17 protein-coding genes and 1 tRNA gene are annotated in these 23,557 nt (G+C 68.8%); 11 read left to right on the top strand and 7 right to left on the bottom strand.

Annotated elements, in window-relative coordinates:
• The first annotated feature begins 5 nt into the window (after positions 1-5).
• On the top strand, positions 6-3,293 hold the full coding sequence (locus HUA74_RS45890; protein ID WP_254625260.1) for a hypothetical protein: 3,288 nt from the start codon (positions 6-8) through the stop codon (positions 3,291-3,293).
• Between the two features lie 8 nt (positions 3,294-3,301).
• Here HUA74_RS45890 and HUA74_RS26635 read toward each other — a convergent pair whose 3' ends face one another.
• Positions 3,302-4,693, bottom strand: a complete 1,392-nt coding sequence (locus tag HUA74_RS26635; RefSeq protein WP_174456792.1) for an MBL fold metallo-hydrolase RNA specificity domain-containing protein — start codon at positions 4,691-4,693, stop codon at positions 3,302-3,304.
• Between the two features lie 33 nt (positions 4,694-4,726).
• On the opposite strand from HUA74_RS26635, the gene HUA74_RS26630 reads away from it, so the two are divergent.
• Complete coding sequence (locus HUA74_RS26630; RefSeq protein ID WP_174456791.1) at positions 4,727-6,106, top strand: sigma 54-interacting transcriptional regulator; 1,380 nt, start codon at positions 4,727-4,729, stop codon at positions 6,104-6,106.
• Positions 6,107-6,112: 6 nt separating this feature from the next.
• Here HUA74_RS26630 and HUA74_RS26625 read toward each other — a convergent pair whose 3' ends face one another.
• From HUA74_RS26625 to HUA74_RS26615, 3 genes are all read right to left on the bottom strand, one after another.
• Positions 6,113-7,447, bottom strand: a complete 1,335-nt coding sequence (locus tag HUA74_RS26625; protein ID WP_254625259.1) for a serine/threonine-protein kinase — start codon at positions 7,445-7,447, stop codon at positions 6,113-6,115.
• 151 nt (positions 7,448-7,598) lie between these two features.
• Complete coding sequence (locus tag HUA74_RS26620; RefSeq protein WP_371817311.1) at positions 7,599-11,378, bottom strand: protein kinase; 3,780 nt, start codon at positions 11,376-11,378, stop codon at positions 7,599-7,601.
• 263 nt (positions 11,379-11,641) lie between these two features.
• Positions 11,642-11,923: a helix-turn-helix transcriptional regulator gene (locus HUA74_RS26615; protein WP_246137916.1), complete on the bottom strand. Its 282-nt coding sequence runs from the start codon at positions 11,921-11,923 to the stop codon at positions 11,642-11,644.
• A 221-nt stretch (positions 11,924-12,144) separates the two neighbouring features.
• Here HUA74_RS26615 and HUA74_RS26610 point away from each other — a divergent pair, with 221 nt between their 5' ends.
• From HUA74_RS26610 to HUA74_RS26585, 6 genes are all read left to right on the top strand, one after another.
• Positions 12,145-12,552: a (deoxy)nucleoside triphosphate pyrophosphohydrolase gene (locus HUA74_RS26610; RefSeq protein WP_141643200.1), complete on the top strand. Its 408-nt coding sequence runs from the start codon at positions 12,145-12,147 to the stop codon at positions 12,550-12,552.
• Between the two features lies 1 nt (position 12,553).
• Positions 12,554-13,489, top strand: a complete 936-nt coding sequence (locus HUA74_RS26605; protein ID WP_174456789.1) for a hypothetical protein — start codon at positions 12,554-12,556, stop codon at positions 13,487-13,489.
• Positions 13,490-13,665: 176 nt separating this feature from the next.
• Positions 13,666-15,681, top strand: a complete 2,016-nt coding sequence (ftsH, locus tag HUA74_RS26600; RefSeq protein ID WP_174456788.1) for an ATP-dependent zinc metalloprotease FtsH — start codon at positions 13,666-13,668, stop codon at positions 15,679-15,681.
• 108 nt (positions 15,682-15,789) lie between these two features.
• The gene (locus tag HUA74_RS26595; protein ID WP_174456787.1) at positions 15,790-16,032 is read left to right on the top strand and encodes an RNA polymerase sigma factor region1.1 domain-containing protein; all 243 of its coding nucleotides are present in this window, start codon (positions 15,790-15,792) and stop codon (positions 16,030-16,032) included.
• A gap of 98 nt (positions 16,033-16,130) precedes the next feature.
• Positions 16,131-16,769, top strand: coding sequence for a nucleotide exchange factor GrpE (locus tag HUA74_RS26590; protein ID WP_141643203.1), 639 nt, complete (start codon positions 16,131-16,133; stop codon positions 16,767-16,769).
• 61 nt (positions 16,770-16,830) lie between these two features.
• A complete protein-coding gene (locus tag HUA74_RS26585; protein WP_174456786.1) occupies positions 16,831-18,291 on the top strand; it encodes a trypsin-like peptidase domain-containing protein in 1,461 nt (486 codons plus the stop codon).
• 24 nt (positions 18,292-18,315) lie between these two features.
• On the opposite strand, the gene HUA74_RS26580 is transcribed toward HUA74_RS26585, so the two are convergent.
• Positions 18,316-18,954: a DUF6066 family protein gene (locus HUA74_RS26580; RefSeq protein ID WP_141643205.1), complete on the bottom strand. Its 639-nt coding sequence runs from the start codon at positions 18,952-18,954 to the stop codon at positions 18,316-18,318.
• Positions 18,955-19,123: 169 nt separating this feature from the next.
• On the opposite strand from HUA74_RS26580, the gene HUA74_RS26575 reads away from it, so the two are divergent.
• The gene (locus HUA74_RS26575; RefSeq protein ID WP_141643206.1) at positions 19,124-19,483 is read left to right on the top strand and encodes a PilZ domain-containing protein; all 360 of its coding nucleotides are present in this window, start codon (positions 19,124-19,126) and stop codon (positions 19,481-19,483) included.
• Positions 19,484-19,648: 165 nt separating this feature from the next.
• Here the strand turns inward: HUA74_RS26575 and HUA74_RS26570 are convergent, their stop codons facing one another.
• On the bottom strand, positions 19,649-21,199 hold the full coding sequence (locus HUA74_RS26570) for a Glu/Leu/Phe/Val dehydrogenase (RefSeq protein ID WP_174456785.1): 1,551 nt from the start codon (positions 21,197-21,199) through the stop codon (positions 19,649-19,651).
• A gap of 311 nt (positions 21,200-21,510) precedes the next feature.
• On the opposite strand from HUA74_RS26570, the gene HUA74_RS26565 reads away from it, so the two are divergent.
• Positions 21,511-21,585, top strand: a tRNA-Thr gene (locus HUA74_RS26565).
• Positions 21,586-21,639: 54 nt separating this feature from the next.
• On the opposite strand, the gene HUA74_RS26560 is transcribed toward HUA74_RS26565, so the two are convergent.
• Positions 21,640-22,119: a hypothetical protein gene (locus tag HUA74_RS26560; RefSeq protein WP_254625258.1), complete on the bottom strand. Its 480-nt coding sequence runs from the start codon at positions 22,117-22,119 to the stop codon at positions 21,640-21,642.
• A gap of 145 nt (positions 22,120-22,264) precedes the next feature.
• Between HUA74_RS26560 and HUA74_RS26555 the strand changes: the two genes are divergently transcribed.
• Complete coding sequence (locus HUA74_RS26555) at positions 22,265-23,557, top strand: AHH domain-containing protein (RefSeq protein ID WP_174456784.1); 1,293 nt, start codon at positions 22,265-22,267, stop codon at positions 23,555-23,557.

Below are 23,557 nucleotides of genomic sequence, written 5' to 3'. Positions count from 1 at the left end.
CGCGCATGCAGCCGTCCGGTGAGGCCGCGTGGCCGGAGTCGCTCCGGCCGCTTTATGAGGGAGTCTCGCGCACGCCTGATGCCGAGGCGGTGTCGGCGTCCGCGCAATGGACGGAGTCCTTCGCGCAGTGGGTGCGTGGAGCTTCGCTGGACGAGCGCAACCAGGCGCAGCTCGCCGCGTGGGAGCGCGTGGCCGCGGGCGCGCGGGGGCTCGCGGAGTTGTTGTTCCTGGTGGGCTCGTGCAGCGAACTGCTGTGGCCGTATGCGGCGCCGCCGCCGGGATTGCTGGAGCGCCTGCTGTCGCGACAGGCACAGATGCTGGAGGTGCTTGGAGCGGCGGGAGACGCGGAGGTCACCGGGCGGGTGCGACGGGAGACCGAAGCCTCCGTGTCGACGGTGCTGACGCGCTACCTCAAGCGGCACCCGGACTCGTTGGCGACCCTCGTGGGGGACGTCTCGTGCTCGTTCGATGGGCGGGCGTTGCGGTTCCAGGACAGCGTGGAGGTGGACCTCAAGCGGGTGATGGCCACGGGAGCGAAGGCCATCGGGATGTTGGAGCAGCTTCGCGCGCTCCTGCCGGCGACCGCCGAGGCGGGACGGGACAGGCTCGCGGACTTCATCCGGACTCGGGCCTCTCGCATTCCCTGGCAGGAGGCGTCGGAGGTCCTGGCGGAGCGGCTGTTCGCCCTGGCGACTTCGCCTGACGGCCGCGGTGCGATGCGCGGCTTCCTGGCGTGTTATCCGAATGGCCGCAAGGAGCCGGAGTGGTGTGCTCGCGCGGGCTTGTTGCTGGCGCGGACCTTGGAAGTCGGCGGCCCGACGTCCGTGGTGGAGAACCTGTGCGAGCTGCTCGCGCGCTTCGATGCGCCGCCGGTGGATGGGCTGCGCGGGGCGATGGGCGCGCTGGTGGGGAGCGACTTCGAGGTGGCCGCGAGCCTGGAGCCCGTGCGGTTCGTGCTGGACCACTGTCAGGCCACGCTGCGCAAGGGTGAGCCCGGGCTCGTGCTGGCCCTGGTGTGGTTGGAGGAACGGCTGTTCCGTGCGTCGGTCCGCAAGGGCCTGACGGATGCGTTCGAGCGGCGCAAGCGGACGCGGGCGAAGCTGGAACCGCTGGCTCCTGGCTTCGTGCAGTTGTGTTGGTTGGCGGAGGAGTGCGCGGACCTGTGGCCTCGCCTGGTGGCGGTGGACGCGCGACCGGGGATGGACGAACTGGCGGCGTGGCGCGAGGACGTGGCGGAGCGGGTGGGGCGCAAGCCCATGCTGCGCAAGGCGGCCATCGAGTTCTTCCTGTGGTGCGCGCCGGATGCGGCGTCGTCCGAGGCGGAGCTGACGGTGTTGTCGCTCCTGCGCACGGAGACGGACCGACGGCAGGTGCGAAAGCTGAAGGACCACCCGTCGTCGCGAGTGCGGTTGCGGGTGCGCACGTTGCAGCGGTGGCTTCAGGGCACGGGCAAGGAAGGGCCCGGCGTGAAGCCCACGGGCGCGGTCGCTCCGGCTTCGCTGACGGAGGCACTGCGGCACTTGCATGTGACTCGCGCGGTGCCGCTGGCTGGGCGGACGTGGCTGAGAGATCGCGACCTGGAGGAGTTGCTGCTGGGCGCGGTGACTCGGGTGGAGACGGACTTTGCCACGCGTTACCCGGAGCGGTTCCGTGAGGACACGGAGGAACTGGTTGCCTCGCTGCTGGAGGGCCTGAGTGGGGAGATGGGCCGTGTGAAGGCGGACCTGTTGACCTTGCTGGCGCAAGGGCAGCCGCCGCCGCTGGACTTCGAGCTGACGGTTCGCCGCGTGGCGGACATCATGCCCGAGGAACCGCTTCCTTCGACGGAGGGACAGGTTGGCGGTGAGGCCAGCGCGCTGACGAGTGCGGACGCGCAGGCCCCCACTGCCGAGGTTGAGGGAACCGTCACAGAGGTGGCGGTCGATGTCGCGAGCGACGAGGACGCTCATCGCGGGGACCTGGCAGGGACAGAGACCGTGCGACCGTTCGCGGATGGCGCTCTCGCCGGCGAAGGGCCGGAGGATTCGAGCGCGCTAGATGCGCCTCCGGATGTTGTTGTTCCCGACGAAGAGACGCTGGGCGCGAGCCCGGAGAGCAATGACCGCGCCGAACTTCTGACCGATGCGCCCGCGGATGTTTCTGAGGCTGATGGCAGACCGGGTGATGTGAGCGCCTTGGTTCTCCAGGCCGAAGTACCGCTGTCAGAGACGCTGGCTGACGTTGGTGGTTCTGACGAAGCCGGGCCAATCGAGCTCACGCCGACGGCTGAGGTCGAATCTCCTTTGGCGGACACGCAGGGCGACGGGGTTGCTTCCGACGAAGCCACTTCAGCTGGGCGTGCGTTGAGTGTCTTGGCTGAAGCGCCTTCGGCGGATACGCGTGACGATGTGGCTGCTTCGGACGAAGGGGCTCTGGGGGCTCGTTCTGTCGCAGGCCAGAACGCAGCGCTCGTGTCCGACGAGAGGCCGCACGGTGAGCACGAAGTCGATGGAATGGACGCAGCGCAGTGGGGAGAACAGCCCGCAGAGGCCACTGCTTCCGAGGCGGTGACTCCTGGCGAGCACTCCGGCGAACTTACGGAGGTCTCAGGAACCGACGATGCACAGGGACTCGTCTCGCCCGGACACGACGTTCCTCCGGAGTCCTCCGCACCCGCCGAGAATCCACCCGACGGCACGGAACCACTGCCCCCGTTGCTCGCTCCGGTGACGACCTCCGCCGCCGAGTCACGGTGGGTCGAGGAGGCAACGCCGACGGAGGCTCCCTCTCGTCCACGAGCGCCGAAGAGGAAGCGAGCCGCGAAGGGCGCCACCTCTCGGCCCACCTCCGGACCCGAGGTCGCCTTCGTCCTCGATGCGGACGTCGACGGCTTCGTGCGCACCGAACGCGCGGTGCTCGTGCAGGTGGTGAAGCTGGAGCAACGTGGTGAAGGGCAGTGGCTGCCTCACTTCAAGCTCGGACGTGAGCAACTCGATGGAATGCTCTCGCGGACCGACGCCGCCTTTTGTCTCTTCCTCGTTCCGCCCATCCCTCGCGCCGAGTGCTGGCTGCTGCCCGCTCGTCTCGTGCGCGAGCTGATGGAAGACCAGCGCTCGCTGTCCGAAGTGTCACGGGAGACGGTGGCTCGCGCCGCGCGCTCCCTGGCCCACTGGTGGATGGGCGACTTCGTGAGCCTCTGGACCGGTGACGCTCGGCCCGCTTTGCTGGCGCACGTATCCGGTCACGCCAAGGACGGACCGGCCTTCATCGTCCGCTGGTCGGTGCGGACAGGCGCCCGCACCGAGAAGTCCTAGCCGACGGCTCAGACCGCCAACTCCAGCTCCACCTTCTCCATGTACCCAGGCACGTAGGCGTTCCAGCTCTTGGCCTGCACACGCCGCCGGAGTGCCTCCAGTGCCTCCGGCTCACCGTGGACCAGCAGCGTCTGGCGCGGCGGAGAATCGAAGCCCTCCATCCAGCGCATCGTCTCCGTCCAGTCGGCATGCGCCGAGAAGCCGCTCACCGTGTGGATCTCCGCGGCCACCGGCACACGCTGCCCGTGGATGAGGGTCTCCTTCTCGCCATCGAGCAGCCGCCGACCTCGCGAACCCACGGACTGATAGCCCACGAAGAGCACCGTGTTGCGCGGGTCCGGCAGCCGGTGCTTCAGGTGGTGCAGCACCCGTCCACCCGTGGCCATGCCGGACGCGGAGATGATGACCGCGGGCCCCTGGTGCTGGTTCAGTTGCTTGCTCTCCTTCGCGGACGTGACGAACCGAGTCCTCCGAGTCGCCAGCGGAGACGCCCCGCGCTCCACTATCGACTTCATCACCAGGTCATGTTCCTCGGGATGCATCAGGTACAGCGGCGTCGCGTCACACGCCATGGGCGAGTCGACGAACACATCCACTTCTGGAATGCGCTTCGCCTCTTCCAGATTGCGCAGGTGGAAGAGTATCTCCTGCGTGCGTCCCACCGCGAACGCGGGAATCACCACCACTCCACCCCGCTCAAAGGCGCCCGTCACCGCTTCGCACAGCGCATCCACGGGCTTCGTGTCGCGGTGTTGCCTGTCTCCATAGGTGCTCTCGACCACCAGCGTCGTGGCCGAGTCCACGCTCTGCGGGTCTCTGAGAATGGGCGCGTTGTAGCGCCCCAGGTCCCCACTGAAGACCACGCGCTGACGCGTGCTCTTCAAATCGAACACGCACACCGCCGAGCCCAGGATGTGGCCCGCCCGGTAGAAGGTGAGGGTGATACCGGGGAGGATTTCCTTCGGCCGCTCGTAGCCGAAGGTCTCCATCATCTCCACCGCGCGCTCGGCGTCGGGCACCGTGTAGAGGGGCAGGGCGGGGCGGTGCTTGGAGTAGCCCTCCTTGTTCGCATAGCGGGCCTCCTCCTCGTGCAGGTGCGCGGAGTCCGGCAGCAACAGGGCCGTCAAATCGCGCGTGCCCGGCGTGGTGTAGATGGGGCCGTCGTAGCCCTCTCGAACCACCCGGGGGATCCCACCGGTGTGGTCGATGTGGGCATGCGTGAGGACAATGGCGTCGATCTCCCGCGCGGGCAGGGGCAGTGGCTCCCAGTTGCGTTGACGCAGTTCCTTCTGGCCTTGGAAGAGCCCGCAGTCGACGAGGACCTGCTTGCCATCATGCTCGAGGAGGAACTTCGAGCCCGTCACGGTTCCGGCGGCGCCGAGAAAATGGAGGGAGGCCATGGGCGCATCCTACCGTGCTAGCGTGGGGCGCCCATGAGCATCTCCGAGCGGCCCCCCGGGGCGGACCGCACCCCCTCGAAGGGCGAGGACGCCCAGCAGACTCGGCCCACCGGCTCCGGTCGCCCTGGTTTCACCGGTGCCGTCCGTCGCTTCCGCTTCACCGTCCTGGAGGGCCCGCAGCCCGGGCAGTCCAAGGACTCCAACGCCGACACCTTCTCCATCGGCTCGCACGCCCTCAATGACTTCGTCATCGAGGAGCCCACCGTCTCGCGCTTCCACTGCGAGGTGCGGGTCGACCGCGATGGCGCGCGCGTGAGGGACCTGGACAGTCTCAACGGCACGGTGCTCGACGGCGTCCACGTGCGCGAGGCGTACCTGCGCGGTGGCAGCGTACTTCGCCTGGGCCGCGTCAGCGTGCGCTTCGACTTCAGCCCGGAGAGCAATCGCCTCCAGATTTCCGAGCGCAGCTTCTTCGGCGAACTGGTGGGCACCTCCGTCGTCTCCCGCGCGAGCTTCGCGCTCATGGAGCGCGCCTCCGCCAGTGATGCGACGGTGCTGCTCGAAGGAGAGACAGGGACGGGGAAGAGCCGCGCGGCCCTGGCCATCCATCGCGCGGGAGCCCGTGCGTCCGGCCCGTTCCTCACCGTCGACTGCGGCGCCATCCCTGGCAACCTGCTGGAGAGCGAGCTGTTTGGCCACGAGAAGGGCTCCTTCACGGGCGCGCTCCAGCGGCGCATCGGCGCCTTCGAGGAGGCCGATGGCGGCACCATCTTCCTCGACGAAGTGGGCGAGCTGCCGCCCGAGCTTCAGCCGAAGCTGCTGCGCGTGCTGGAGCAGCGCGAGATTCGTCGGCTGGGCTCGAACACGTATCAGCCCGTCAACGTGCGGGTCATCGCGGCGACCCATCGAGACTTGCGCGCGGAGGTGAACGCGGGTCGCTTTCGTCCGGACCTGTTCTTCCGGCTCGCGGTGGTGCGCATCCTCATCCCTTCGCTGCGGGAACGTCCCGAGGACATCCCCCTCATCGCCGAGCGCATCCTGGCCGCGTTCGGCGCGGAGCCCGAGCATGTCGCGGCCCTGAGCACGCCCGAGTTCATCGACCAGCTCCAGCACGCCGCATGGCCCGGCAACGTGCGCGAGCTGCGAAACCACCTGGAGCGTTGCCTCGTGTTCCAGGACGCCATGCCTCCGACGACGGAGCAGATTGGTGCGCAGGGTGTCCTCGGAAGCATGGTGGACCCCAAGCAGCCCTATGCGGAGGCCCGTCGCCGGGCGCTCGAAATCTTCGAGCGTGAGTACCTGGATGCGCTGATGCAGCTCCACGGCGGCAAGGTGTCGCAGGCCGCCACCGCCGCGGACATGGACCGCGTGTACCTGTACCGCCTGCTTCGTCGACGCGGCCTGCGGACCTGAGCCGAATCAGTCGGCGTCTCGCTCCGTCACCTCGCCGGGTGCGCCCCCGGTGGCCCACCCCTCCAACCGGGACAGGGGGCCGCTCACGAGTCGCCCGCCCTGCGAGTTCGTTGAAAGCTCGCCAGGCGCGGCGTGGAGATAGAGCCGTGTCTCGAGCGCGTCGCCAGCGAGGGCCATCGCTCGCGTGAGGATCTGCTGTGCCAGCCTCCGACACGCGGTGCGCTCGACGGTCCGCGCCGGTGCCTCCGCGGGAAGCTCGCGCCAGGCGAGGAGGGCATTGCCTCCTTCCACGGCCAGCGTCCAACCCGCGGACTCCAGCAGCTCGCGGCTCGATTCCAAGGCCGTGTCCCTCGCGTCCAGCGCATCGTCCGTGGGGTCTTCGTGTGACGCCGGGAAACGAAGGTCCAGGTAGAGCCCGGCGGCCCAGGTCGCTTCGTCCACGGGGGCGAGCGCCGCGCGCAGCGCCGAGAGGAACGTCGTGACATCCGGCCAACGCTCGTCGGGGCGCTTCGCGAGACAGCGCCGGACCAGAGCCTCCAGGGCCGGAGGAACCCGCACGCTCTCACTCAGCCGAGGTGGAGGCGCGTGCAGGTGCTGCTCCTCGATTTCGACCGCGCTCTCTCCGGTGAAGGGGAGCTTCCCCGTGAGCAGTTGATAGAGCAGCACACCGAGCGCATACAGGTCCGCGCGCACGTCCACGGGCTGGCCGAGGATCTGCTCCGGAGCCATGGCCACCGGGGTTCCCAGCACCGCGCCCGCGCTCGTCAGGCCCGCGCTGCCTTCGGCGGGTGCCACCTTGGCGATGCCGAAGTCGACGAGCTTCACGGTGAAGCCCTCCGCGCGCGGCAGGAGCATGACGTTCTGGGCCTTCAGGTCGCGGTGCAGCACGTCCTGCCCGTGGGCATGTGCCAGCGCGCTCCCCAGTTCCTCCATCACCGTGTGGGCTTCCGCGAGCGAGAAGGGTCCACGGAGCGCGAGCCATCGGTCCAGGCTCTCGCCTTCCAGCCACTCCATGGCGAGCCAGGGGCGTCCGTCGCGCAGTTCCCCGTATTCGAGCACGCGCACGATGTGTGGATGCTGAAGTGTCTGGAGCGTGTCGGCTTCTTGCTTGAAGCGCTTGAGGACTTCGCTCACGTGGTTGAAATGGGCCCGCACGACCTTCACGGCGGCGGGAGCGCGAGTGTCCACATGGGTGGCGCGATAGAGCGACGCGGTGACACCCGAGTGGGCCCGGGACTCCACCACCCACGGACCGACGAGGGCTCCCGGCTCCAACTCGTCACCATACAGGGAGACCTGCGCGTGGCTCCCCGCGCCGTCTCGCTCGTTCATCTCGGCCATCCACGCTCCCCGATTCCTGCTAGCACGGGCCGGGCTGCTCCCGCCTCCTGTCCCTGCTTGTCACGAGCGACCGGCCGAGAGCCATCCGGCCAGTGGCCCGTGCCACCGCTGCGAGCGTGGGCCCATTCCGCGTGTCTCTGGACGTCATTTGTCACGCGCCAGGCTTCTCCCGGCCGCCGAGCCCATCCGTCACGAGTCCCCGGACGCGCTCCGTCCAGAGCGGCGCCTCGTGCGCGATGTCCTCGACCTCCGTGACTCGCGCGCGCAGTGCCTCATCATCGCCTGCCGCCCGCGCCGCGCGTGCCGCCCAGATGAGGACTTCCATCCGTTCGTCCGGTGTCATCCGCGTCCTGGCGGAGTCCACCCGCTCCTCCCAGAAGGCGCGGGTATAGGGCCGTTCACCCGACGACTCATCCACTACACGTCGCACCACGGAGCTCATGAGCTGGTCCGCCGGTGACATGCTCGCGAGCGAAGTCGACTCCTCCAGCCACGTCAGCTGTCGAGCCGCCTCCGCCAGGTCACTCAGCTCGCAGCACAGGCGCGCCACGAGCAGCGCATCCTGGGCCATGGAGCGCGGAAAGAACCGCTGACTGAGCACGCCCGCGCGTCGCGCCAGTGGCAGTGCTTCCGCCGCGCGCCCCTGGTACGCCAGGAGCAACGCGAGGTTGAACGCGGAGGTCCGCTCAATCTGCACGTTGCCCAGCTCGCGCCCCAGGCTCACCGCGCGCTCCAGGTCTCCTCGCGCGCCCGCCACGTCGCGCCGCTGGACGTGCAGCACCATCCGATTGTTGAGCGCGACGCCCAGGTGCAGCGTGTCGCCCGTGGACTCGCACAGGGCGATGGCCTCGTCGAAGCGTCGCGCGGAGTCCTCGAGCTGGCCGGTCCACCCCAGCATCGCGCCGAGCATCGCCAGCGCGATGGCCTCCGTCTCCTCGTCGCGCGTGGAACGGGCCAGGGCCACCGCTTCCTCCAACGGAGTGATGGCTCCCGCGATGTCCTCACGCCTCACGAAGACCCGCGCGCGAGCCAGGGCGTGACGTGCCGCCAGGTCCGAGGGCACGGGCTCGCCCAGCAACCGCAAGGCCTGCTCCTGCAATGCGATGGCGTCCTCCGTCTCGTCCCGCCAGTCCAGCGCGGTGGCTTCCTCCAAGAGCAGGTCCGCCTCTCGCACCACGGACCCACGGGCGACGGCCACACGTCGCGCCTCGCGCAGGTCTTCCAGCGCGTCGTCGATGCGCTGGAGTCGATAGCGCACGCGGCCTCGGCCCGAGAGCAGCTCCAGCCTGAGCACGTCGTACTCGCGAGGCAGCAGCGCCAGCGCGGCTGAGTAGTGACGCTCGGCTTCCAGCAGCCGGTAGCCTCGGCGACTGGACTCCGCCATCGCATGGTGGAGCTCCAACGCCAGGAGCGTCTCCCCGGCGGCCTCCGCCCAGCGGGCCCTGCGTGGCATGGGAGCTTCGGGAAGGGCGCTCAACGCGGAACCGCAGATGCGGCGCCGCAACGCTCCCGGGAGTTGCGCGGCGAAGGCCTCGCGCAGCGTGGTGTGCTCGAAGCGCCAACGCCGGGGCCCTCGTGACTCCAGCATCCCCATGCGCGCCAGCCGCTCCAGGCCCACGCCCGGGTCCAGCGAGAGGTCCAGCGCCGCGTCGTGCTCCAGCCGCGCGAGCGTGGCGGACAGTTCATCCCAGCGCACGTCGTCGCCCAGCACCGCCGCCACTTGAAGCAGCGAGCGCAGTCCCGACGGAAGCGCCGCGAGACCGCGCACAGCCATCCGTTCATCCGGACTCGGACTGTCCAGGGCTCGCGCGTCCAGGGCCTCCGCCGCCAGATAGCCGCCACCCCCGACGCGTGCCCGGATGGCACCCGCGGCCCTCAGCGTTCGAACCAGCTCCACCAGCCGCAGCGGCGAGCCGCCACACCGCTCCGCCAGCTCCCGCAACGTCGCCTCCGCGGGCACATCCACCAGATGAAGCAGCTCGCGCAGCACCTCCAGCGCCGCATCGTCCTCCAGCGGCTCCAGCTCCCTGCTCGCGGTGTCGGCGGAGCGCTCGCCCAGGTAGGGCCGCATCTCCAGCAGGCGATGGCGCCCCGCGAGGACGATGCACAGTGGCGCCTGGACTCCCGCGAGTGTGGCCAGCTCCAGCGCATCGAGCGCGGTGGGGTCCAACGTCTCCGCGTCGTCCACGAGCAGCACGAGGGGTTGTGCCTCGGAGAGCCGCCGCAGTCGCGACGCGAGGGCTCGGGCGATGTGCTGCCGCCGCGCCGCCGGGTGCAGGGTGGCGAATTCCAACGTGAGGCCCGCGCCTTGGAGCAGGAGCTTCACGGCCTCTTCGGAGGGCGTGTTGGGGGGAAGTCCCAGGATGGTGGTGAGCAGGTTGCCCAGGCCACTCTCGGTGGCGCTGGCCTCGTCACGGTGCGCTTCCACCAGCACGCTGGAAACCGCGCCGGTGCCCAGCAGCTCCCGATGGAACTCCGCCAGCAGTCGCGTCTTGCCGAGTCCCTCTTCTCCCAGCAGCGTCAAGAGCAGGGGCGCGCGGTGCTCGCGGACTCGCGCCACGCCTTCTCGCAGCCAGCCCAGGTCACCTTCTCGACCCCGCAGGGTGACGGCACGCGGAGGGGGCAGCTCGGGTGGTGGCGTGCGTCCGGACTCGGGCTCCCGGAGCCATTCCCTCGCCTCCGGAGTCAGCAGCAGGGCGTCGGATGGCGCGGCCGACGGCGGCCACCACCGCTCCACGTGTTCGAGCGCCGCGCCTCCCAGCACCCACCGCCCACCACGCTCCCGCACGCGCAGGGACGCCCGATGCACCACGCGCGTCGAGCCGGCGGGCAGCACACTCGCGAGCGCCTCCGCGGCCTTGTGCGCGGTGCGCAAGCCCACGTCCACGCCACTGGCATGGGGAAACGCGAAGAGCGCGAGCCCGACCTCCACGCGAGCCAGCTCCGCCCCGACGCCGGAGAGCTGCGCGCGCAGAGAGGGAACATCCAATGACGTCCTGACGCCCAGCAACGCGATGTCCCGTGGGCCCGGACTTGCCACGGACCGTGGCGCGGACGTCGTGCTGTCCTCGGGACTTCCAGCATGGAGAGGAGGCACCGCGCTGGAAGGGGAGGGCCGTGCTCCCCTCGGAAGACGTTCGAGTGCCTCGACGACCTCCGAGGCCGTGGACCACCGCTCCTCGGGAGCCTTCGCCAACAGGCGCGACACGAGCGCTTCCACCGCGTCCGGCACGGGCGACGGCGAAAGCCGTGCGAGCGATGGGGGACGGCGAGAGACATGGGCTTGAAGCACGGAGGCCGTCTCTCCAACGAAGGGCGGCCGGCCGCACAGCATTTCGAAGTACACGACACCCAGGCTGTAGAGGTCGGCGCGCGCGTCGATGATGCGAGCGTCGTGACACTGCTCGGGCGACATGTATTCGTGGGTGCCCAGCCGCTGGCCCGTCCTCGTCACGCTGGGCGCGGGCGCCTCATCCCGGGTGGCGCCGACGCGGGCGAGTCCGAAGTCGACGAGCACCAGCCGTTCGCCGGCGAGCATCACGTTCTCGGGCTTCAGGTCCCGGTGCACCACCGACGCGGCATGCACGCCCGAGAGGGCCCGGGCCAGCGCCACCATCACCCCTCGCGCTTCGTCCCACGGCAGGGCGCCTTGGCCGGGAAGCTCCGCGAGGCGGCGGGCCAGGGTGACGCCTTCGATGAGCTCCATCGCGACGACGTGCTCACCAGCGGAGGTGCGCGTTTCCCCCAGCAGCTCCGGTGTGACGGGCGGGCCGATGCGGCGCAGGGCCTCCAACTCGCGAGTCAGTCGCTCGGATGCGAGCGGCTCCAGCACCTTGAGGGCCACCTGCCTGCCGTCCGCGTCGCGGCGCGCGGCGTGGACCCGGCCAAAGCCTCCCCGGCCCAGGGCGGCGCCCAACTGGTAGCCGGGCACGTCGGGCGCAGGGGCGGGAGGCGCTCGGGGCGCAAGCGCGGAGGAGGGGTGGAGGGGACAACAATCCACCACACGGCGATGGCAGGTGGGACAGCGCATCGATGGCGGCGGCGAGGGGAGTTCAGTCCGAGGTGCGTGCGGGCCCCTCGAAGCATCGCCTCTCGGCGGCGCGGACGGAAGCCTCCCCCAGAGGGACGGCCACCGCTTCCGGGGACGTCGGTGGGGCCATCAGGCCTCCTCCCGGCGCGCTCCCGGAGCGAGGCTCAGTCGCTCATCTCGGGGAGGTCCGGCAGGGTGTCCGGGTCCAGCTTCAAGATGACGCACAACCGGGTCAGGGTGGAGATGGTCGGTACCATGACTCCACGCTCCACCCTGGCGAGGACCTCCACGGGCATTTCCAGGCGCTCGGCGACTTCTTCCATGCCGAGCCCCGCCTGCTGGCGGGCGGCCTTCAGTGCCGCCCCGAGCACCTCGGCCCTTTCCGCGCGACTCGTCTTCATGGACGCGAGCATGACGCCATCCGGCCCGCTCGTCACCCAATTCACCACATGCTCCAGGTCCGAAGCATGGCCTCCAACATTGGATGGGGCCCCGAGGGATGGGACCTGGCGCCGACCGCCAACGCAGGGGCTCCCCGGGGTGGGGGTGGGCGCCTGCCTGGGCCATGCGCACGCTGGCGGAGGGGGGCCAGTGGCATTGGCGACGGGCGGGGGCCTGTGTTAGGCCGCCCCTCCCCGTTGGCCTGCCCAGGAGACAGGAGAAGCGAATGGCCCGTCGCCACGTCCGAGTCGTCGGCGCGATGCTCGAGAACGAGGAGGGACGCTACCTCATCACCCAGCGTCCCCCCACCGCATCGCTGCCCCTGCTGTGGGAGTTCCCCGGCGGCCGCGTGGAGGAGGGCGAAAGCGACTCCTCGGCCCTCGCGCGGGAAATCCAGGAGGAGATGGGCGTGGCCGTGGAGGTGCTCGACCAGGTCATGCACACCCGCCACGAGTATCCCACCTATGACATCGACTTCCGGGTGTTCCGCTGCCAGTTGGCGGAGTCGGAGCACCACATCCGCCACCTGCGCGTGCATGACCACCGCTGGGTGACGTTGGAGGAGATGTCGCACTACCGCTTCCCCGACGCGGACGCGAAGACACTGGCGAAGCTGCTGGACCTGGACACCTGACGTGGCGCCCCGCTGGACCTGGGCCCTGCTGTTGAGCGTGGGGTGGGTCGCCTGCTCGCGTCCCAAGCCCGTTCCTTCCGAGGTGGCGGTCCAGGAGGACGCCGGCACCCAGGCACCCGCGGTCGGTGTTCCCGGTTGCGTGGCCTACGGTGTCCCCCAGCAGGCGGGCGTGGTTCCGGACGAGTTGCCAGAGCTGTCCGGACTGGCCGCCAGCGTCCGCCACCCTGGCGTGTTCTGGGCCCACAACGACTCCGGCAACGACTTCGAGGTGTTCGCCATCGACGAGGCGGGCCGGGTGCGGGCCCGGTTGAAGCTCACCGGCGCCGAGCCTCGGGATGTGGAGGACGTGGCGGTGGGGCCGTGCGCGCCAGGCGAGCCCCGCACGTGCGTGTTCCTGGCGGACATCGGCGACAACTTCGAGCTGCGGGAGCAGGTGCGACTGTTCCGGGTGCCAGAGCCGGAGACGCTCGGCGACGCCACCGTGCCGGTGGAGGTGCTGCCCTTCACCTATCCGGACGGCTCGCATGACGCGGAGGCGCTGGTGATGGACGCGCGCTCGGGGCGCCTGGTCGTCCTGACCAAAACGCGCCGCTCGCTGGGCGACGTCTTCGCGTTGGACGGCCTGTCACCCGGCACCGTCATCCAGGCGACGAAGCTGGGCACGCTGGAGGTCCCCGGGGGCGTGGATCGGCTCTCGACGGCCGCGTCGTTGCATCCCTCCGGCCAGCGCCTGTTGGTGCGCACCTACTCGCGGGTGTGGGAGCTGCGACAGTCGGGGGCGACGGATGTCGAGTCGCTGTTGAAGGGCGCTCTCGTCGAGGTGCCGGCCGGGAGCCAGGCCCAGGCGGAGGCGGTGGCCTATCTGCCGGACGGTCAGGGGTATTTCCTGGGCACGGAGTTCACAGGTCAACCCTTGTGGCGGGTGGGGTGTCGCTGATCTCGCGACTCCTGAGTCGGTACGTGGCGTGAAGCCGAGCCAGCGGGTTGACGGTCAGCCGGCGGTGAACATCTTTGCCCGGCTGAGTGTGACGCCATCCGGGCACGGGGCCCGAATGCGCGGGGAGGGGGAGGGCGAGCGTGCCGACGATGAAGCCACAGGAGCTCCCGCCGGGTATGGGCCCGCGGGGAAAGAAGTCCGAGAAGCCAGGGTCGCCGGGCAAGGGGTTCAAGTTCGGCTCACCGCTGGGCTACATCCTGCTGCTCGTCCTGGGCTTCCTACTCTTCCGGAACGTCTTCCAGGACGCGGGCGTCCGGCGGGTGAGCTACAGCCAGTTCCGCGACGCGGTGGAGTCCGGCAACTTCAGCCGGGTCCAGATTTCCAACGAGTGGGTGAAGGGCTTCCTCAAGGACACCGCGCAGCCACCGCCGCCCGCGCAGGGTGAGCGCCCGCTGCGAGGCGAGCCCAGCGCGCTGCCGTGGATGGCGTATCGGGTCCAGGGTGACGAGACGCTCGTCCCCCTGTTGGAGCAGAAGGGTGTCCAGTTCGAGGCCGTGCCTCAGTCGGGGCTGGGCGAAGCGCTGTGGATCTGGCTCCTGCCCCTGGGCCTGTTCTTCCTCTTCTGGAGCTTCATGATGCGGCGGGTGGCCGGAGGCATCGGTCAGGGCCCGCAGAGCGTCATGAGCTTCGGGAAGACCCGCGCCAAGGTGCAAGCCGAGGCGGACACCGGCGTGGGCTTCAAGGACGTGGCCGGCGTGGACGAAGCGGTGGAGGAGCTGAAGGAGATTGTCGAGTTCCTCAAGACGCCGGAGAAGTTCCGCCGCCTGGGTGGGCGCATCCCCAAGGGCGTGTTGCTGGTGGGACCTCCGGGCACGGGCAAGACGCTGCTGGCGCGAGCGGTCGCGGGTGAAGCGGGCGTGCCCTTCTTCAGCCTCTCCGGCTCGGAGTTCGTGGAGATGTTCGTGGGCGTGGGCGCGGCCCGCGTGCGGGACTTGTTCGCCCAGGCCACCGCCAAGGCGCCCTGCATCATCTTCATCGACGAGCTGGATGCCATCGGCAAGAGCCGCAACTCGGGCGTCGCGGGTGGTCATGACGAACGCGAGCAGACGCTCAACCAGTTGCTCGCGGAGATGGACGGGTTCGACAGCCGCGCGGGCCTCATCATCCTGGCGGCGACCAACCGTCCGGAGATCCTGGACAGCGCGCTGATGCGGCCGGGCCGGTTCGACCGGCAGGTGCTGGTGGACCGTCCGGACAAGCGCGGCCGGGAGATGGTGCTGGAGATCCACGCCCGCGGCGTGAAGCTGGGCCCGGACGTGGACCTGAGGACCATCGCCTCGCGCACGCCAGGCTTCGCCGGCGCGGATTTGGCCAACGTGGTGAATGAGGCGGCGCTGCTCGCGGCCCGACGCAACCGCGACGCGGTGATGCGAGCGGACTTCGAGGAAGCGATTGAGCGCGTCGTCGCGGGCCTGGAGAAGAAGAACCGCCGGATGAACGAGCGCGAGAAGGAGATTGTCGCGCACCACGAGGCGGGCCACGCGGTGGTGGGTTGGATGCTGCCGCATGCCGAGCGGGTGACGAAGGTCTCCATCATTCCACGCGGGCTCGCGGCGCTCGGCTACACGATGTCGCTGCCTTTGGAGGACCGCTACCTCATGTCGCTGGACGAACTGCGCGACAAGATGGCGGGGATGATGGGCGGGCGCGCCTCGGAGGAGATCTTCATCGGAGAGATTTCCACGGGCGCCTCCAATGACATCCGTCAGGCCACGGAGGTCGCCCGGCTGATGGTGCGGGACTACGGCATGAGCACCCTGGGCCCCGTGGCCCTGAGCGCCGACCATGGCCCCAACTTCCTGCGCTCCGCGGGCATCCCCGAATCGCGCACGTACTCCGAGCAGACGGCGCGGATGATCGACGAGGAGGTCCGCAAGCTGGTGAGCGAGGCCCTGGACCGGGCCCGGGAGGTGCTCACCCATCACCGGGACAAGGTGGAGGCCCTGGCCGCGCGGCTGCTCGCCGTGGAGGTGGTGGAGGAGGACACGATGACGGGCATCCTCGGCCCCAAGGTGCTGGCCCAGCGAGGGCTCTTGCACCCCGAGGCCCGCCAGGTCATCTCCGCGCATCCGGTGAACACCAACGAGGAGGCTCCGCCCACGCAGCACGCGGAGAAGCCCCTGGACTCGTAACGGACGTCCGGGCGCCTGCCCTCCGGCCTGGCCCACGCCCCCCGCCACCGCACATTCCTGCGGTGTCCGGGGGGCGAAATTATCTTGAGACCTAAAGGAGGCGACGCCGTGGAGAACAGGATCGGCAAGAGCTATCTGGCCCGGAAGGCTCTCTTCGCGAAGGGGCTCAAGGAAGGGCGGCTCACGGTTCAGGAAATCGAGGAGGCACTGCCAGCCGGGACGTTGACGGCGGCGGAGCGCTGGCTCCTCTACTACTCGCTGCGGGCCGCTCAGGTGGAGATCATCGACGAGGTGACGGGGCAGATCGACCATGGGTTCATGGCCGAGACGCCCGCGCCCCAGGAGCACTAGCTCCCCCTCGCGTTGACACGCCCTCGCGCGCGGTTAGGTTGCGGCCAGGAAAGCCTACCCGCGCACGAGCGCCTTCACACCTCGACTTCAGGTTCGACATGTCCGGCAATTCCCACACCGACGCATCCCAGGAAGCCCAGCACGCCAACGGCGGAGGTCCGCCGGGCCCAGACGCCGGGGAGGCCGCTGCCCGCTCCGAGGAAGCCGAGGCTCGGGCCCCCGCCGATGACGTCGTGTCCGAGGCCGCCGACGCGGAGAAGGAGCGTCTGCGAGCGGACCTGGAAGCCTCCCGCCGTCGAGTGGACGAACTGGCGCGCGCCTACCAGGCGGTGAACAAGGACCGCGAGGAGTTCAAGCAGCGTCTCACCCGCGAGCGTGAGCGGATGATGGACGTGGAGCGCGGCAACGTGGCCGTGTCGCTGCTGGAGGCCATCGACGAACTGGACCGCGCCCTCTCGATGAGCGCGCAGGACTCCTCCGCGTTGGCCCAGGGGGTGCGGATGATCCGCGACTCGCTCCTGGCCAAGGCCCAGGGGATGGGCATCGAGCGCGTCACTGTCGTGGGGCAGCCGTATGACCCCAACGTGGCGGAAGCCACGGACATGGAAATCACCACCTCCCCGGACGAGGACCAGAAGGTGGTGGCGGAGTTCCGAGCGGCCTACCGGCTGAAGGACAGGGTCATCCGCCCCGCCCGGGTGAAGGTGGCCAAGTACGTGGCCCCCGCCCAGGCGTGACGGGCGGTTGCTCGAAAAACGCGGAAGACGGCGGCGGCGTGGGTTGTTCCCGCCGCTCGCCATGCGTCGCCGTATAAGCTGCCACTCCGTGTCTTCTCGACTGCTGTCCGTTCTGCTCGTCCTGGCGGTGACTCCTCTGACGGCGGGTGCCGAAGAGGAGGGTCCGGTGGGGCCCTGGCTCCAGGCGCGTGTGCGTGAGCACGCCGCCTGGTTCACCTATCAAGGCAATGGCGAGGGCCGCGCGGGCGCCATGGGGCTGTGGCGCGAGCGCCCGGCCGGTGAGCCGGGCCTTCCCAACTTCGTGCCACCCACGTCGCTGGCGCCGCTGATTCGCGCGGTGGAGGCGGGCGTCGTCAACATCACCACGGTGAGCCCCCGGGAGAGCGGGCTCGCGGGGATGAAGCGCGCCACGGGCTCGGGCTTCGTGCTGACGGCGGACGGGCTGGTCGTCACCAACAGCCACGTGGTGTCCGGGGCGAACAAGATCGCCGTGCGCCTGTCGGACGGCCGCGAGTTCTCCGCGGAGGTCGTCGGCCGGGATGCGTCCACGGACGTGGCCCTTCTGCGGCTGAGCGGCTCCGACATGGGGGATTTGCCGGCGCTGTTCCTCGGAGACTCGGACCGGCTGGAGGTGGGGGACTGGGTGGTGGCCATCGGCAACCCCTTTGGCCTGGACCACTCGGTGGCGCACGGCATGATTTCCGCCAAGGAGCGCGTGCTGGGCGTGGGCCAGTTCGACGACTTCATCCAGACGGACGCGCTCATCAACCCGGGCAACTCCGGCGGGCCGCTCTTCAACATGAAGGGCGAGGTGGTGGGGGTGAACACGGCCATCATCAGCCAGGGGCAGGGCATTGGCTTCGCGGTGCCCATCAACCTGGTGAAGGATTTGCTGCCCAACCTGCGGGAGAACGGGAAGCTGGAGCGCGGCTGGCTGGGCGTGGTCGTCAACGATGACCGGGAGAGCGGCGAGCGGCGCGCGCCCCTGGTGAAGGACGTCTTCCGGGGCAGTCCCGCTCACGCCGCGGGCATCCGCTCCGGCGACAGGTTGGTCGCGGTGAACGGGCGGACCATCGGCTCCTATCTCCAACTGCTTCGCAAGGTGGCGCTGCTGGCGCCGGGTTCGGAGGCGCGGCTGACGCTGTTGCGCCCGGGGGCGAAGCAGGAGGAGGTGACCGTGCGGCTGGTGGAGCGCCCCGCCCAGGAGGCCACGGAGGGGCTGGTCCAACGCACGTCCAGCGACGAGGACCTGGGGCTGGCGCTGCGGGATTTGACGCCGGACGTGGCCGCGCCGCTGGGGCAGGAGGCCTGGGCGGGGGCGCTCGTGTCGGCGGTGACGCCGCGCAGCCCCGCGGACGAGGCGGGCCTTCGCGTGGGCGACGTGGTGACGGAGGTCAACCGCAAGCGGGTGAAGGACGCGGCCGGGGTGCGCGCGGCGCTGTCCAGGGGCAGCTCCGGGGCGAGCATCCTGCTCCGGGTGAAGCGGGGTGACTCCCTCCAGTACGTGGCCATCGCCCGCTAGAGGGAGTCAGTCCGTGACGCGGGCCTAGCGGCTCGCGTTGGCGTCCTTGCCGTTGAGCCACAGGCCGAGCTGCGTGCCGGTGCGGCCCTCGGTGACGATGAGCCCCTCGATGCGGGCCGTCACGCCGTAGTTCTTCCCGCCGCCCTTCTTCGGCAGCGACCACACACCCTGCGGCGTGAAGACGACCTGGGCGCGCACCCCTCGCATGGAGAACATGCGGGAGAAGATCTGTCCGTTCCACCCGTCCGGCAGCGTGCCGGTGACGGTGAGGTAGGGCAGCACGGGGTTGCCGTTGCCGTCCGACTTCTTCGGGGCGCCGTGAGTCATCGCGTAGCGGCCACCGGGGAAGAACGGGGTGATGTTGATGGTGTACTCGCCCGTCACCGGAGAGTACGGGCCCGGCGACAGCATGCTGGCGTCGTCCTCCACCACAATCATGTACAGCTGCTTGCCCTGGTACTTCTTGCGGAACGCCTCCGCCTGGGACTTGCACTGCGGGTCCACCAGCGCCCCTTCACACGCGCCAATGTACTTCTCCAGGAAGGCCCCCAGGCCGCCCAGGGGCTCGGACTCGTCGCGCAGCTTGGCGAAGCGCGCGTCCACGTCGGCCAGGGCCAGGGTGGGCAGGAGGAGGGCGGCGACGGCGACCAGAAGGCGGCTCAAGACGGAGAACTCCAGGGCTTTGGGGGGAGGGGAATGGTGCCATGTCCCGCGAAATCCCGGGGATGCCTTCTCGTAGGTGGGCAGGGGTGGATGTAGGTAAATAAATTGCCTACATATGGCTACCATGTAGGGTGTGCCTGTCACCACCTGTTGCCGGGAGGCACCCCCAGTGTTCGAGCGTCCGCAAGAGCGTCGTACTCACCTGCGCTTCGACAAGGTCTTCACCGTCTACCTCACCACCCAGGACGGGATGATGAGGGGCGTCGGTCGCAACATCAGCGCTCGCGGCATGTTCGTGGAAGTCCGGGACCAGGTGGGGCTTGGAGAGAAGCTCAAGGTCACCTTCGCCGGCGAGGACGGCACGGAGATGACGTGCCTGTGCGAGGTCCGCTACCAGGTGGCGCTGGCGTTTGGCCGCAAGGACGGGCGCGAGGGCAGCAGCCGCGGCGTGGGCCTGCGAATCGTGGCGTACGAGACGCACGACGACGCGCCCCTGCTCCTGGTGGACCGCGAGCGGGTGATGCACTGAGGTGACGTGTGGGGGCCCGGAAGGGCCCGGGTGGCCCGACGCTCCCGTGACAGGGGGCCACGACGGGGCGACTTCCGAGGCACCCACCACGCATGACAAGGGCACGGTCCTCGAGGAGAGGAGCCGTGCCCTTGGTGTTTCAGGGGGGCGGAAAGCGCGCCCGGATTACTGCGAGAAACCCTCGAGGAGGTAGTGGGCCTCGATGCGCTTGAGCGCGAGGATCATCGCGGCGCAGCGGGTGTCCACGGCCTCGCCGGCGCAGTAGCCGCGGCTGTCGTGCATGTCCGTCTTGCGCGGCTGGTTGCGGGAGATGTCGCGGATGATGCGGTAGTTGCGCTTCATCGCGCGCTCCAGGCGCTGGTCGACCTCGGCCTCGCTCCAGCGCTCCATGCGCTTGTTCTGGATCCACTCGTAGTAGCTCACCGTCACGCCGCCGGCGTTGGCGATGATGTCCGGGATCATCTCGATGCCGCGCTTCTGGAGGACGCGGTCGGCTTCCGGGGTGGTGGGGCCGTTGGCGCCCTCGGCGATGAGCTTGACCTTGAGGCGCTCGGCGATTTCGGCGGTGATTTCACCACCCAGCGCGGCGGGCAGGAGGATGTCCGCCTGCACTTCCCAGAGGTCCTTCTTTTCAATCTTCTGGGCGCCGGGGAAGCCCAGCACGCTGCGCTTGAGGTTCTTCGGGTCCTGGACGTAGGCGGTGAGCGCCTGCACGTCGATGCCGTCCCCGTTGTAGATGGTGCCGTCGGAGTCATTGACGGCCAGGAGGCGCGCGCCCATGCCGCCCAGGATGATGGCGGCGTGGCTGCCCACGTTGCCGAAGCCCTGGAGGACGAAGGTCTTGCCCTTCACGCTCTCGCCACGGTCGGCGTAGTAGTCCTCGATGCAGAACGCGACGCCCTGGCCGGTGGCCTTGCCGCGGCCCTCGGAGCCGCCGATGCGGACGTCCTTGCCGGTGACGATGCCGCGCAGGTTGTGGCGCTCGCGCTCACCGTCGGAGAACTGGCGGTACAGCAGGGCCATGATCTCCGGGTTGGTGCCCACGTCCGGGGCGGGGATGTCGATGTTCGGCCCGATGAGGCTCTTGAGCCGGTACATGAAGCGCAGGGTGATGGCCTCCAGCTCCTCGCGGCCGTACTCGCGCGGGTCAATCTGGATGCCGCCCTTGCCGCCGCCGAAGGGCACTTCCGCGATGGCGGTCTTCCAGGTCATCTCCGCGGCCAGGGCCTTGAAGAGGTCCAGGGACACCTCGCGGTGGTAGCGCAGGCCGCCCTTGTAGGGGCCACGGGCCTGGTTGTGCTGGACGCGGTAGGCCTTGAAGCGCTGGGACTCACCGGGGACCAGCTGGTAGACCTTGCCGTCCGGCAGGCGCAGGTGGCCCTGGCGGATGGCGACGTCGGAGCCCAGGAGGGCGCGGCCGTTGAGGATGATGCTGCCGTTGGCGAGCAGCTCCAGGCCTTCCTTGTTGCGCACCTGCGTCTCGGGCAGGTCGGCGAACGTCTTGGCCCGCTCGGGGATGAGGGGGACGAGGCGGTCCTTCAGCTTCGCCGTGACGTAGAAGATGTGCTCGTAGTCGGGCTCTTCCAGCTCCAGGCGGACGCGCTTGTCCAGCTTGATGAGGTCCGCCGCCCGATGGAAGATCTCCATCGCCTCGGTGTAGACGGTGCGCTTCGGCGTGGGCGCGGGAGCGCGCATGAAGTTCTCTTCGCTGGCCATGATGAAAGTGGCTCCTTGTGGTCCCAGCCACATGGGGCCGGGGACGCGGGGATAGCGGGGCCCTTATGCGCATATGCGACACAGGGGGTCAACCGCCGTGGCGCCCACCTCCCGTCCCGAAAAACGGAGCGATGACGGGTACTTATGGCAACGCGCTGTGTCACCCACGGCGGATGCACTGTGTCATCGTTGTCGCGGTGCCAGCGCCGTTCGTTGGTGTTCGAAGCAGGGTGTTCAAAATCAAAAAGAAGGGGCACATCATTTCTCCTTGCCCCACTTCGAACGCGATGGTACTCAGCGCGCCGCCTTCCGCCGACATAGCTCAGTGGTAGAGCAACTGATTCGTAATCAGTAGGTCCCCAGTTCAAGCCTGGGTGTCGGCTCCAAACAGTGAAAAGGGTCGGTTGCCGCGAGGCAGCCGGCCCTTTTTGCTTTCGGGGTCATCCTCCCTTCCAGGGTGCCATCACCTCGCTATTTTCAGAGAAGATGAGGCCGTCCTTCTGGATGGCGCCGATGCACAGGAAGTCGCCGGAATCGAAGCCGACGTTGAGGACTCGCTGGGTGGCGTCCCCGAGGAGCGTCGGACCCATGCGCTGTGCGAGATGCCGGACAGCGAGCGCGGCATAGGCCAGTGCCAGGGGATATTCGGCGTCGTTGCCGAGCCCGGCTTCGTGCCCATAGGCGACTTGGTAGATGGAATCGAGGACGGTGGAGCCCGAGTCGGGCGTGCCCTTGCCCCACCGCTCCCGGAACAGCCAGTCGGGGTCGGTCGCGTCATACGGGGCCCCGATGAGATGGATGTCCGCTGTCACGCGCCCCCGCACCGTCGGATTGAAGAGGCCGAGCCAGAGGCCGGTGATGGGCGCTGGCGATGGAGTTCGCGTCTGTGCCCCAGGTCCCAGCGCCTTGTAGGAAGGCAAGCCCAGACAGACGCCAGTGTGATAGGAATTGAAGGCGTGCTGGATGAGTTCAGAGCGACAGGACTCCAGGGCTCTCATTGGATTTGTCAGACCCCAAAGTCAGGATATGGCGCCCTGATGCTCAAGGGTTCCTTTGGGGGATTCCATGAGGTTGATTGCAGTGGTTGGTCTGCTGCTGCTCGCGTCGGGGTGTGCGACCCCTCGTGTCGTCCAGATTGATGCTGGGAATGGTCAGCGAGTCATTCACAAATCGGTGGACGTTGACCCAGTCGAGGTGAACGAGGAGGAGTTCAAGTCTGCCCTCACGCAGCTCATCCTCGACTTGAGGATGGACGTTGCGTTCCGAGAGGCTGAAGCGGCAGATGAGCGAGGATGGGTGCGGTCCAGGACGCTGCTTGCCTCCTCAAACGGTCTCGCGGATTCCGGCTCGGGGAGTTCACCCGAGTCGTTGTACGCGCGCATCTGTCCCGACTCGGATGGTTGCTTGTCCCTGGTCGGAGGGACGGGGCTTACGTTCTCGAGGAAGGACCGAACGCTCATGGCCCTGTCCTTCGCGCTCGATGCTGTATGGGAGGCTGTGGAGGGAGAACTCGGCAAGATGCTCAACCCCGCGGCGCTCAAGGCCATGGTGACCTCGGCGGCGCTGAGCGTTCTTCTCACGATGACCTTGCCCGAGCCCGTCACCAAGGTCATCGCGGTGGCCCTGACGGCGGCGATGGTGGCCTATCTCGGAGTGGTGCCGGTCTGGGAGATCGGGCGAGGTTTCGTCCAGTTGTGGGATGATGCGGGCAGGGCAATGAGCGTCATCGAGCTACAGGACATCGGCCACCGCTTCGGACGGGTGTTGGGGACGAATGGCACGCGCGTCCTCGTGCTGCTCGTCACGGCGGCCCTCGGTGGAAAGAGCGCAATGGCGTCCCAGGGGCCAAGGCTTCCCGGCTTCGCCCGGGCTGCGCTTCGAGGACAGGCCGAGGCGGGATTCCAGCTCGGGGCGGCGCTGAACGGCGGCGTGTCGTCAATCGCGATGCCCGCCGCTGGTGTTCTGAACGTCGCTCTGGCGCCCGGAGCTGCTGCCGCCCTGGCGATGTACTCGGATGGGCGGATTCCCGGTGACGAGGTCGGGCCCGTTCATCACATCTGCACGAACAAGAACCCCATCGCAGACACTACCGGGGGGCCTTGGACGCCGAGGTGCGAGGAGGTCTTCAAGAAGGCCGGGATGACTCTTGAGGACGCTGCAAACAAGGTCCGGCTCAATGGGCACGAGGGGCCTCACCCCGAATTTTATCACAATGAGGTGCTTCAGCGCCTCACTCGTTCTGTTGCGCGCTGCCGAACGGCGGAGAGCTGCCGGGCCAGTTTGATGAAGGAACTCGCGAAGATTGCAGATGAGTTGCTTACACAGGGCTCAGAATTGCGCAGTTTCATCGTGAAGTAG

Source organism: Myxococcus sp. CA051A (assembly GCF_013336705.1).
In the GTDB taxonomy this organism is placed as follows: Bacteria; Myxococcota; Myxococcia; order Myxococcales; family Myxococcaceae; genus Myxococcus; species Myxococcus llanfairpwllgwyngyllgogerychwyrndrobwllllantysiliogogogochensis.
Note: the sequence above shows the minus strand (reverse complement) of the source record. Positions and strands in the feature narration are given on the sequence as shown.